10 protein-coding genes and 1 riboswitch are annotated in these 12,374 nt (G+C 59.0%); all 10 genes read left to right on the top strand.

Annotated elements, in window-relative coordinates; all coding sequences use genetic code 11:
* The coding region (locus HMPREF2943_RS07055) for a YPDG domain-containing protein (RefSeq protein ID WP_210399725.1) at window positions 1–1,519 on the top strand (1,519 nt) is incomplete at its 5' end.
* 453 nt (window positions 1,520–1,972) lie between these two features.
* A riboswitch (TPP riboswitch) is annotated at window positions 1,973–2,151 on the top strand.
* Entirely contained in the window at window positions 2,140–2,784 is a 645-nt protein-coding gene (locus HMPREF2943_RS07050) for an ECF transporter S component (protein WP_246817290.1), read from the top strand. (Overlaps the previous riboswitch by 12 nt.)
* Window positions 2,785–2,898: 114 nt before the next feature.
* Entirely contained in the window at window positions 2,899–4,350 is a 1,452-nt protein-coding gene (locus HMPREF2943_RS07045; RefSeq protein WP_070711185.1) for an ABC transporter ATP-binding protein, read from the top strand.
* An 88-nt stretch (window positions 4,351–4,438) separates the two neighbouring features.
* Entirely contained in the window at window positions 4,439–5,161 is a 723-nt protein-coding gene (locus tag HMPREF2943_RS07040; protein WP_070711187.1) for an energy-coupling factor transporter transmembrane component T family protein, read from the top strand.
* Window positions 5,162–5,216: 55 nt separating this feature from the next.
* Window positions 5,217–5,819: an isopentenyl transferase family protein gene (locus HMPREF2943_RS07035; RefSeq protein ID WP_070711186.1), complete on the top strand. Its 603-nt coding sequence runs from the start codon at window positions 5,217–5,219 to the stop codon at window positions 5,817–5,819.
* A 251-nt stretch (window positions 5,820–6,070) separates the two neighbouring features.
* Window positions 6,071–6,442: a 30S ribosomal protein S12 gene (gene rpsL / locus HMPREF2943_RS07030; protein ID WP_010189693.1), complete on the top strand. Its 372-nt coding sequence runs from the start codon at window positions 6,071–6,073 to the stop codon at window positions 6,440–6,442.
* 6 nt (window positions 6,443–6,448) lie between these two features.
* A complete protein-coding gene (rpsG, locus tag HMPREF2943_RS07025; protein WP_010189692.1) occupies window positions 6,449–6,916 on the top strand; it encodes a 30S ribosomal protein S7 in 468 nt (155 codons plus the stop codon).
* A gap of 302 nt (window positions 6,917–7,218) precedes the next feature.
* The gene (fusA, locus tag HMPREF2943_RS07020; protein WP_070711184.1) at window positions 7,219–9,345 is read left to right on the top strand and encodes an elongation factor G; all 2,127 of its coding nucleotides are present in this window, start codon (window positions 7,219–7,221) and stop codon (window positions 9,343–9,345) included.
* 368 nt (window positions 9,346–9,713) lie between these two features.
* Window positions 9,714–10,904, top strand: coding sequence for an elongation factor Tu (tuf, locus tag HMPREF2943_RS07015; RefSeq protein WP_070444762.1), 1,191 nt, complete (start codon window positions 9,714–9,716; stop codon window positions 10,902–10,904).
* A 108-nt stretch (window positions 10,905–11,012) separates the two neighbouring features.
* Entirely contained in the window at window positions 11,013–11,942 is a 930-nt protein-coding gene (locus HMPREF2943_RS07010; RefSeq protein WP_070711183.1) for a hypothetical protein, read from the top strand.
* Window positions 11,943–12,374 lie beyond the last annotated feature (432 nt).

The raw sequence follows: 12,374 nt of genomic DNA, 5'->3' as shown, positions 1-12,374 counted from the left end.
TAACCCCACCAATGCCGCAACCTTCGAGCCTAACTACGAGGACGGCTTCGGTAAGCCTGGTACCAAGGCGCCGGTTGGTGCTCCGACCTTTACTAACAAGGACGGAGACAAGGTCACTGTTCCGGAAGGCACCAAGTTCACCACCGACAAGGATCGTGTTGAGGTCGCCGAGGACGGTTCGCTGAAGGTTCAGATTCCGGAGGATGCGAAGCCGGGTGATGAGATCACTGTCCCGGTGACTGTGACCTACCCGGATGGCTCGACCGACGAGGTTGATGTCACGGTGACTGTCACTGACCCTGATGCGAAGCCCGAATGGGGCGACGGTGAAGGTGAACCCGGTGGCAAGGTTACTGTGCCGAACGAGGGTGGTGATGTTCCGGAAGACTCTACGGTTGAGGTAGAGGGTCCTGGTAAGGCTAAAATCGACGAGAACGGTAACCTGGTTGTCGACATCGATGAGGATGCTAAGCCCGGTGACAAGGTTGTCGTCGAGGTGAAGGATCCGGAAGGTAACACGATCGACGATTCGACCGTGACTGTTACCGAGCCGAGCGCTCCTGATACTGATCAGGCTGACGAGTTCGAGCCTGGCTACGAGGATGGCAACGGTAAGCCGGGTGAGGATGTCAAGGTTCCTGCTCCGGAGTTTAAGGACAAGGACGGCAATGACACCAAGGCTCCTGAGGACACCAAGTTCACCCCTGGTGAGAACGCGCCTGAGGGTGTGACCGTTGATGAGAACACCGGTGAGATCACGGTTCCGGTTCCGGAGGACGCCAAGCCTGGTGACAAGATCACTGTTCCGGTTGAGGTGACTTACCCGGATGGTTCTAAGGACAATGTTGACGTCACCGTCACGGTTGGCGAACCCGATGCTCCTGCTGAGAAGCCGGATTGGAAGGATGGCAAGGGTAAGCCTGGCGACAAGGTTGAGATCCCGAACACCGGCGGTGACGTTCCGGATGACACCACGGTTGAGACCGAAGGCCCGGGTAAGGCTGAAATCAATGAGAACGGCAAGCTGATTGTCGACATCGATAAGGACGCTAAGCCTGGTGACAAGGTTGTTGTCGTTGTCAAGGACAAGGACGGCAACGAGATCGACAAGGTAGTCGTCGAGGTTGAGGAGAAGACGGGTAATGGTTCTTCTGACCTGTCTTCGAAGCCGAACGAGCGTTGCATTAACACCGGTTTGGGTGTTGGTATTCCGCTGCTGTTCCTGATTCCGGTTGGTCTGGCTTCGCAGATGAATATTCCGGGTCTGTCGGACTTTGTTGCTCCGATTAACAAGCAGATTCGGGATCTGAATACTCAGCTGCAGAAGCAGGCTGGTGTGTTTAATGGTCCGCTGGCTGGCAAGATGGCTGGTATCGATGCGCAGCTGAAGCGTTTCGGTGTTGATCATCAGCAGGCTGCTGGTGCTGTGGCTCTGATTGCTGCTGGTGCTCTGGCTATTGGCCTTATCGCTGATGCTTGTGCGCCGGGTGGAGGTTCCTCTAACGGTTCCTCCAAGTAATCGAAGCGTGAGGTTGTGTTTCCTCTAAAAACACCGCCCCGGGAGGTGCGTTAACCTCCCGCCCAACGTGAGAGTTGATGATCTCGGGCAGTGCTGCCGGGGCTTTAAGCCTCGGTGGCGTGGCCTAGCTCATTGCTCGGCTTTGTTTGATAGTTCCGAAATACCCTTTGTTATTTCTCATAGTCTTGGGTCTCTACCGAAGCTTTTCCTTTCCTTAAGCTGTACGAGTGGAGGCTCATGGCCGCTGGCTTTTAAAGCCGGTGTGCACGTACCCCGTCGCGTAGGTCAGAGGACGCGACGGGGTACATTCGTTTTCTTCTGAGTGGCCCGGTGGTGTTTCTCTTTTGTTTGAAGCAGAGGTAGATGTGTTCTCGTGAGGTGCTCCTTGCTAAGCTGACAGTGCTTTTTGAGCGTGCTTAGCTGGTGCTCTTTTGGCGCTGGCGGCTTCTAATTACACATCGTCACGGGTGCTTCCTTGTTTGCCTTGATTGTGTTTAGCCCGATTCCATTTCTTTTGTTTTATTGGGTTTTTCATGGATTGGCTGAGGATGCTGAGATGCCGCGTCATGGCGGCGAACCGTCGAACCTGATCCGGGTAATGCCGGCGAAAGGGAGGAATCATGAACTCTGTATCTCATGGTGGATTTGTTAATAGCGGCGAAACTGCGAATGGTGTTGCTCCACGCAGTTTGAACTGGCGCGTCGTTGACATCGTGGTGGCATCCGTGCTGGGTGTGGCCTGCGGAATTGTGTTCCTGGCATGGAACACGGTGGGCTACGCCTGGTTCCAGGCCATGGATGCGCTCACGCCGGGCTTGGGCGGTATTGCCACTGGTATTTGGCTGCTGGGTGGTGTTGTCGGTGGCCTGATTATCCGGAAGCCGGGTGCCGCACTCTACGTGGAGCTGTTGGCGGCCATCGTGTCGGCGGTGCTGGGCTCCCAATGGGGCATTAGTACGTTGTACTCCGGAATTGCGCAGGGCATTGGTGTCGAGATTGTCTTGGCTATCTTCCTCTACCGCCGTTTTAGCTTGGGCATTGCGATGCTTAGCGGCATGGCGGCGGGCTGGGGTGCGTTTGTGCTGGAGCTGTTTACCTCCGGAAACCTGGGTAAGACTCTGCAGTTCAACATCATCTACCTGGTGACGCTGAGTGTCTCCGGGGCCATTCTGGCGGGCGCTGTGGGCTATATCGTGGTCAATGCTCTTGCGAAGACTGGTGCGCTGGATCGCTTTGCGGTTGGCCGCGAACAGAACAACGCTTAGACAAGCGTTGCTTGGTACTTGTTTTGCACTGTTCTTACTTGTTTCGCGTTGTTTGTTGTTTGTCGATCGTTGACTGAGGTTGGTTGGCGTTGCTGACTGTGATGGCTGGTTCTGATGGCTGATGTGGGTAGTGCTGGGGCCACGAAGCTGGTGGCCCGTGGCTATGGCTGGACGCATGCGGGGAGGCGTGCGCCGGCGCTGGCGGATATTGATTTAGTTATATCGCCGGGGGAGAAGGTGCTGCTGTGTGGTGATTCCGGTTCCGGGAAATCCACGCTGCTGGCAGCCATAGCGGGCGTGCTTGGTGGGGATGATGAAGGTACCCGTGTCGGGGAGATTCTTCTTGAAGATGCCTCTGGCCACGTGGAGCCACCCGGACGCACGATTCCGGTGGGGCTGGTACTGCAGGACCCAGACTCGCAGGTGATTGCCGCGCGCGTGGGCGATGACGTGGCCTTTGGTTGTGAGAATCTGGCATATCCGCGCTCTGAGATTTGGCAGCGGGTGTCGGCGGCGCTATCGATGGTGGGGCCATCGGTGGACTTGTCCTTTCCTACCGAGCAGCTCTCCGGAGGGCAGAAGCAGCGTTTAGCCTTGGCCGGTGTCATCGCGATGGGCGCGGGCATGGTGTTGCTGGATGAGCCGACGGCAAACCTCGACCCGGAGGGAGCGCGTGAGGTCATTGACGCGGTGTCCACCATGGTGGAGCGCACCGGCGCCACTCTCATCGTGGTGGAGCACCAGCACGCGGCATGGAAGGGAGTGCTCGACCGCGCGATTGAGCTGAAGGATGGGCGCATCGTCGCTGACGGTCCTGTGGAGTCTGTCGTGGCTTCGCGCTCTATTAGCGGTTTGCCGCGGGCGCGGGGGAATGATGGGGCGTCGTCAAGCAGTGCTGGTGTGGTACCGGGTTCGGCAGTACTGGATTCGGCGGCGCTGTGGAGTACGGACTTGGTCACCCGCTTCGGGCCGCCGCGTAGCTATGTGCTGCCGCGGGGGATGTCCACGGTGATTACGGGGCCGAATGGTGCGGGCAAGACTACGTGGCTGATGACGGTGGCGGGGCTGCTTCCGGCAGTCTCCGGAGAGATTGGTGTGGCAGAGTATGTGCGGCGGGGGCTGACAGGCTCGCCACTGACGTGGAAGTCCCGGGAGTTGGCGGACCGCATTGGGTTCGTCTTCCAGAACCCGGAGCATCAGTTCGTCGCACGCACAGTGGCAGAAGAGCTGCGCGTAGCACCCCGGGTTATGCACCGCGAGGTGCCGGAGGCGCGCATTGCGGAGCTCGTGGACTCGCTGCGCCTGGGGCATCTGCTCAACGCCAACCCGTTTACGTTGTCGGGAGGGGAGAAGCGCCGTTTGTCGGTGGCGACGGCCCTGGTGAGTGCCCCGGAAGTGCTGCTACTTGATGAACCCACCTTCGGCCAAGACCCCCACACCTTCACAGAGCTGGTGTGGCTGCTGCGGCGCATGGCGGATGAGGGGACGACGATTGCTTCAGTCACCCATGATCCGCTGTTCATTTCCGCGTTGGGTGACCACCGAGTGGAGGTGAGCCGTGGCTAATTCGTCTTCGGTGAGCGTGAAGGGCGCTGACCGTTTGGGCAGTGCTGGTTTGTTGCGCGGGGTGAATCCGCTGACACGCATCTTTCTGATGTTCGTGTGGGTTACGCCCTTGTTGCTTTCGGTGGATTGGGTCTCAGCAGTCGTGTCGTTGGGGATGACTCTGCTGTTCGCGCCGCTGTGTGGGGTGTCGTGGCCGCGGTTGGTGAAGGCTGGGTGGTTCCTGTTTCTTATTGCGCCGTTGTCCGGAATTTCGATGTTGCTCTACGGTGCGCCCGGTGGCAGGGAGTACTTCAGTTGGTGGCTGATTACGGTGAGTGATAACTCGCTAGAGCTGGCCATCACCATTACTGTGCGTGTGCTGGCGGTGGCGTTGCCCATGGTGGTGCTGGCGCGGGATATTGACCCGACGGAGCTAGGTGATGCGCTCTCCCAAATCCTCAAGCTTCCCTCACGCTTCGTTATCGGGGCGGTGGCCGGGGTGCGCATGATGACGCTCTTTAAATCTGATTGGCAGTACCTCGCCATGGCGCGGCGTGCACGTGGGCTTACTGACGAAGGCCGCATCAAGCACCTCATCACCATGTCCTTCGGCTTGTTGGTCTTAGCCCTGAGGCGCGGCGGCAAGCTGGCCACGGCGATGGAGGCGCGCGGATTCGGGCGCACACCGCCGGGCGGAGGCCAGCGCACCTGGGCGCGGCCCTCCCGCCTGGCCGGCCGGGACTGGCTGGTGATGGTGGTGGGAACCGGCCTTGCGGCGCTTCCGGTGGTAGTTTCGGTTCTCAGTGGGTCCTGGAGATTTTTTGGACTCTAGGATGACTCTCTTAAAAGCTGCACGCTAGACAAACCCAGAAGTGGTGAAAGACAACATGCAGGACACGGACCGCACGGACCATCGGGAAGGCGGTAAGGGAACTGCCGATACCAACGCCGCCGAGATGGACAGGCTCTTGAATGATGTGATGTCGCTCGCGGCGGCACGCAAGCGCCCGATGCGCCCGGTCACCGTGCTTATCGACGGCCCCTCGGGTGCTGGCAAGACCTGGACCTCCGTGGCCCTCGCGGAGCGTACCGGGTGGCGAGTAGTCCACCTTGATGAGTTCTACCCCGGCTGGCATGGGCTGAAAGAAGGCTCAGAGATGGTCTCGGAGCAAGTGCTGCGGGAGAATAACCCGGGGTACTGGCGCTGGGACTGGGAAGCCAACGCGCCGAAGGATTGGGCCAGCTTGGATGAGCGCGATGATCTGATCGTCGAAGGAGTTGGTTCTGTCACCGAGGCCACCGTAGCCGCCGCCAACGAGCGCGGCTCCGTGGTGACTGTGCGCATCGACGGGCCGCGCGAGAAGCGTCGCGAGCGCGCCCTTGAGCGCGACCCCGGCTACGAAGAGTGGTTTGACACCTGGGAGAAGCAGGAACAAGAGCACTTCGCTGAGCGCGCGGTGGAGGCGGACCTGACCTGGGAGTGGCGCTAATACTCACTGCATCTTGAGTGCCAAGCCAAGCAGCCACATCATGGATTTGGGCAGATCAGCGGGGTGGTGGTAGTCTATTCTAGGTTTCATCTTTATAGGAGATGAAAAGTCTGATCGGTATCTCGACCATTCTGTGGTTGAGGGACGTTCTGGACATGCGGAAGGGCCCCGGAGAAGAGCCCCTATTTTTGCATGTTTGGACTTGTCAAAGCGGTCAGTTCAAGCCGAAGTCATAGAGAAAGACTAGATTTATGCCAACTATTCAGCAGCTGGTCCGAAAGGGCCGCCACTCCAAGAAGGCCAAGGTTGCTACGGCCGGCCTGAAGGGCTCCCCGCAGCGCCGTGGCGTGTGCACTCGCGTGTACACCACCACCCCGAAGAAGCCGAACTCGGCTCTACGTAAAGTTGCCCGTGTGCGCCTGACCTCCGGTATCGAGGTTTCCGCCTACATTCCGGGTGAGGGCCACAACCTGCAGGAGCACTCCATGGTGCTCGTCCGCGGTGGTCGTGTGAAGGACCTCCCGGGTGTTCGCTACAAGATTATCCGCGGCGCACTGGATACCCAGGGCGTGAAGGACCGTAAGCAGGCTCGTTCCCGCTACGGCGCAAAGAAGGGACAGTAATCAACAATGCGTAAGAATGCTGCACCGAAGCGTCCTGTAGTTAAGGACCCGGTTTACAACTCCGAGCAGGTCACCATGCTCGTGAACAAGATCCTGCGTGACGGCAAGAAGTCCACCGCTGAGCGCATCGTTTACGGCGCTCTTGAGGTTTGCCGCGAGAAGACCGGTACCGACCCGGTTGGCACCCTGGAGAAGGCTCTGGGCAACATCCGCCCGGACCTCGAGGTCCGCTCCCGCCGCGTGGGTGGCGCTACCTACCAGGTGCCGGTTGAGGTTAAGCCGGCTCGTTCCAACACCCTGGCTCTGCGTTGGTTGGTGACCTTCACCCGTCAGCGTCGTGAGAACAGCATGATCGAGCGTCTCGCCAACGAGATCCTCGATGCATCCAACGGCCTGGGCGCTTCTGTTAAGCGTCGTGAGGATACTCACAAGATGGCTGAGGCCAACCGCGCCTTCGCTCACTACCGCTGGTAATCCCGCCGGTAGAACCCGCCACATGGCATCATGGCTCGAACAGCGATATCATCGTTTACCTGCGCTGACAGTGCGTGTTCTCGCTCCCTTTGGTGGAGCTCTGCACGCTAGCTAGTGGGGAACCTAAACTTGAATAGCGTTGTTCGGGCTATTTTTTATGGCGTGGGCTTTAGCTCTCACGCTGACGAAGAAGCCTAGACGTGGCAAAATAGACCAAGACCTATCCATGAAGACGTCATTTGAAGTTGCGTCAGTGCATAACTGACGCCGGCGTCGACGACAATTAAGTTGGGGTATTAACTGTGGCACAAGAAGTGCTTAAGGATCTGCACAAGGTCCGCAATATCGGCATCATGGCGCACATCGATGCGGGTAAGACCACCACCACCGAGCGCATCCTCTACTACACCGGCATCAACCGCAAGGTCGGCGAGACCCACGACGGTGGCGCCACCACTGACTGGATGGAGCAGGAGAAGGAGCGCGGCATTACCATTACGTCCGCCGCTGTGACCTGTTTCTGGAACAATAACCAGATCAACATCATTGACACCCCGGGTCACGTGGACTTCACCGTTGAGGTTGAGCGCTCCCTGCGTGTTCTCGACGGCGCTGTTGCTGTCTTCGACGGTAAGGAAGGCGTGGAGCCGCAGTCCGAGCAGGTGTGGCGCCAGGCTGCTAAGTACGACGTTCCCCGTGTCTGCTTCGTCAACAAGATGGACAAGCTGGGCGCTGACTTCTACTTCACCGTTCAGACCATCATCGATCGCCTCGGCGCTAAGCCGTTGGTTATGCAGCTGCCGATCGGTGCTGAGGATGATTTCGACGGCGTCGTCGACCTGATCAACATGCAGGCCATCACTTGGCGCGGCAAGACCGAGATTGGTACCGATGGCACCATCGAGGAGATCCCGGCCGACCTTCAGGAGAAGGCTGAGGAGTACCGCGAGAAGCTGCTCGAGACCGTCGCTGAGTCTGACGAAGAGCTCATGGAGAAGTACTTCGGCGGCGAAGAGCTGACCATTGAGGAAATCAAGGGCGCTATCCGCAAGCTGACCGTTAACTCCGAGATCTACCCGGTCTTCTGCGGTACCGCTTACCGCAACAAGGGTGTTCAGCCGCTGCTCGACGCCATTGTTGACTACCTCCCGAACCCGCTGGACATCGGCGAGGTCAACGGTACCTCCCTCGATGGCGAGGAGACCCTGACCCGTAAGCCTTCCGTTCAGGAGCCGTTCTCCGCACTGGCCTTCAAGATTGCCGTACACCCGTTCTTCGGCAAGCTCACCTACGTGCGCGTTTACTCCGGCCAGGCTATCCCAGGCGAGAACATGCTCAACTCCACCAAGAACAAGAAGGAGCGCGTGGGCAAGCTCTTCCAGATGCACGCGAACAAGGAGAACCCGGTCGAGCATGCTGACGCCGGTAACATCTACGCGTTCATCGGCCTGAAGGAAACCACCACCGGTGATACCCTCTGTAACCCGGACAACCCGATCATCCTCGAGTCCATGGACTTCCCGGATCCGGTTATCCAGGTTGCTATTGAGCCGAAGACCAAGGCTGACCAGGAGAAGCTGGGTACCGCTATTCAGAAGTTGGCTGAAGAGGACCCGACCTTCACGGTCCAGCTCGACGAAGAATCCGGCCAGACCGTTATCGGCGGCATGGGTGAGCTGCACCTGGACGTCTTGGTTGACCGCATGAAGCGCGAGTTCAAGGTTGAGGCAAACATCGGTAACCCGCAGGTTGCTTACCGTGAGACCATTCGCAAGAAGGTTGAGTCCCTGGACTACACCCACAAGAAGCAGACCGGTGGTTCCGGCCAGTTCGCAAAGGTTATCGTCACCATCGAGCCTTATAACCCGGATCCGGAAGAGCTGGAAGAGGGCGAGTCCGCAACCTACAAGTTCGAGAACTCCGTCACCGGTGGCCGTGTTCCGAAGGAGTACATCCCGTCCGTCGACGCGGGTATCCAGGACGCTATGCAGTACGGCTTCGTTGCTGGCTTCCCGCTGGTGAACATCAAGGCCACCCTCGAGGATGGTGCTTACCACGATGTTGACTCCTCTGAGATGGCCTTCAAGCTCGCTGGCTCCCAGGTCCTCAAGGAGGCCGTTGCTAAGGCAAAGCCGGTTCTGCTTGAGCCGATCATGGCCGTTGAGGTCGTGACCCCGGAGGAGTACATGGGTACCGTTAACGGTGACATCTCCTCCCGCCGTGGCCAGGTCTTCGCTATGGAAGACCGCTCCGGCGCCAAGGTGGTTAAGGCTAAGGTTCCGCTGTCCGAGATGTTCGGCTACATCGGTGACCTGCGTTCTTCCACCGCTGGTCGTGCAAACTTCACCATGGTCTTCGATTCCTACGCTGAGGTTCCCTCCTCCGTGGCACAGGAGATCATCGAGGAGCGCACCGGCACCAAGGCCTAAGGCTTAAGGGGATCTGATCGATTCCCTTCCTCGTGGGGCTGGTAGTCTTCGCCAGTAGGCACCAGCTCCCAACGCTGGGGAGGTAGCGGTCCGCTGAGTGCGTAAAGGTTTTTGCGCGTTGAGCCGGCCGTTACCCTCCCAGGATCCTTTAAATTGATTCTTGTCGAGGGTCAACGTCCGCACGTGTTGGGCGGGGTTACCTCCTATTTGGGCAGTTTGAAAAAACTGCGGCATAAATCTAGGATCGTGTAACTGGCACGTAAGAAAGCGTCATTAGCGCTTATGGGCTTCGGCTCGAAGTGCCAATGGCAATACAAACCACGTGGCTGCGAAATACGTAGCCGCCATAGAGTCCAGGAGGACAAACAGTGGCAAAGGAGAAGTTCGAGCGTACGAAGCCGCATGTGAACATCGGCACCATCGGACACGTCGACCACGGCAAGACCACCACCACCGCAGCGATCACCAAGGTTCTGGCTGACGCTTACCCGGAGGAGAACACCGCTTTCGCATTCGACTCCATCGATAAGGCTCCTGAGGAGAAGGAGCGCGGTATTACCATCAACATCTCCCACGTGGAGTACTCCACCCCGAAGCGCCACTACGCACACGTGGACGCCCCGGGCCACGCCGACTACATCAAGAACATGATTACCGGTGCTGCTCAGATGGACGGTGCCATCCTGGTTGTTGCTGCAACCGATGGCCCGATGCCGCAGACCCGCGAGCACGTTCTTCTGGCTCGCCAGGTTGGCGTTCCGTACATCCTCGTTGCACTGAACAAGTGCGACATGGTTGACGATGAGGAAATCATCGAGCTCGTCGAGATGGAGATCCGCGAGCTGCTCGCTGAGCAGGACTACGACGAGGAAGCACCGATCGTTCACATCTCCGCTCTGAAGGCTCTCGAGGGCGACGAGAAGTGGGTACAGTCCGTCATCGACCTGATGGACGCCTGCGACGAGTCCATCCCGGATCCGGAGCGCGAGCTGGACAAGCCGTTCCTCATGCCGATCGAGGACATCTTCACCATTACCGGCCGCGGTACCGTTGTTACCGGCCGTGTTGAGCGTGGCTCCCTGAACGTCAACGAGGACATCGAGATCATCGGTATCAAGGACAAGTCCATGTCCACCACCGTTACCGGTATCGAGATGTTCCGCAAGATGATGGACTACACCGAGGCTGGCGACAACTGTGGTCTGCTTCTGCGTGGTACCAAGCGTGAAGAGGTGGAGCGTGGCCAGGTTTGCATCAAGCCGGGCGCTTACACCCCGCACACCAAGTTCGAGGGTTCCGTCTACGTCCTGAAGAAGGAAGAGGGCGGCCGCCACACCCCGTTCATGGACAACTACCGTCCGCAGTTCTACTTCCGCACCACCGACGTTACCGGTGTCATCAAGCTGCCGGAGGGCACCGAGATGGTTATGCCGGGCGACAACGTTGAGATGTCCGTAGAGCTCATCCAGCCGGTCGCTATGGACGAGGGCCTGCGCTTCGCTATCCGCGAGGGCTCCCGTACCGTCGGCGCTGGCCGCGTTACCAAGATCCTCGGCTAATTCTCGCTAGGGCTTAAGGCTCTTCCTGATTAGCAGGTCTGTAAGCCGCTCAATCCCTGATGGGGTTGGGCGGCTTTGGTGATCGTGGGCCTACTAGGCTTAGGAGTCATGTTTGACCCAACCCGTATTGACCGAACCCTCGCCGCATTACGCGCCGCGTGGGAAGGCCAACCGGACTTACCTTTGGGAACCCTGTTTGGAATGCTGGCGGCGGAAGGATACGGCTGGGGCGTGCCTGACGACGAACTCACCGCCCGCCTAGAGTCCATGGCAGCCGTCCACCCGCCGCTCGTGCCTCTCGACCGCCACCTCATCACCGAAGGCCTCTGGCTCGTCGTTACCCCGTCTCATCGCGTTACCGTGATGCCCACAGTCCCTACCTTTTCTCCTCATGGCCCTGTTGTTCCGGCTTCGACCAAGTCCTCAGAGCACCCGGTATCCATGGTGCCCACCGCGCTTCCGGCGGGCCTGGTTGACAAGGCTCCCACCGAGTCCTCACGGTGCCTCGATGAGCAGCGCATCCCAAGCCAGTTTCAAGAGGAGAACGCCTCTACTTCCCAGCCGCATCGAGCCACGTGCGTGGCAGTCGTACGGCCGGTATCGAAGGAAGGACAACGAGGGCAACCTGTGGCGTGGCAGGTCTCAGCACTCCGTCCGGTGGGCCCTGGCCGCCCGCTTGTCCTCGCAGACACGGAAGGTTTCGAGCACCGCTTTGGTGTTATCGAGTCTGTTACCCGCCTGCGCGAAGACCATCGCAGCTTGACTGGATTGAAGCGCCGCAGCGTGGGGGACCGCGTGTGGTTCATCCGCACCGATACGGAAACAATCCTCCTCGACCACGGTCTGCATATCATCGAGCGCAAAAACCGGGAGCTCATCCGCACTGATTTCTCGTGGCATCGCATCGAGGAAGGCGAAGTCGGAAGCACATTCCGCGTTCACCTTTCACGCGGAACCATGCACACGTTTGGCGTTATCAAGGAGCTTATCCTCGCCGAATCAGAGCCCTGGAGTGCTCCTCCCTCGCCACCCCTTTAATCAGTCCTGGTGCGCCGAGCTTTGCTCGGAGGCTGGCCTTGATTGGCGGGTTCGCCTTTAAGAGCTAAGGGGCCCCGTTGCATCTGCCGCTTCCCGTGGCATGTGAAGCGTAGTCGGGGATCCTGCCAGCCTGGCTTCGCCTTTAAGGGCTTAAGAATCCCCGTTGCTCCTGCTGCTTCCGGCAGCACGTGAAGCCGGACTTGGGGTCGCTGGATCGCCCGTCAGTCTGGCTTTGGATGATGGGTAGCGCTGGCATAAGGCTCGCAGGTTGTCCTGCGTGCCTTGTTGTGGTTTGTGGGTGGTGTTGTCTTGAAGGATCGCCGATGTGCCCGCGAACCTTCACTCGGTTGGCGGGTAGCGGTGTTGGTGCAGGTGGTAAGCCTTTTCCTTTCAGTCGTTGCTGTGTGGTGGCTGGGGGTGTTAGCTGCTGTC

Origin of the sequence: Corynebacterium sp. HMSC072D12 (genome assembly GCF_001813925.1) — a bacterium.
Lineage (GTDB): Bacteria > Actinomycetota > Actinomycetes > Mycobacteriales > Mycobacteriaceae > Corynebacterium > Corynebacterium aurimucosum.
This window is presented reverse-complemented; position numbering and strand designations above follow the sequence as displayed.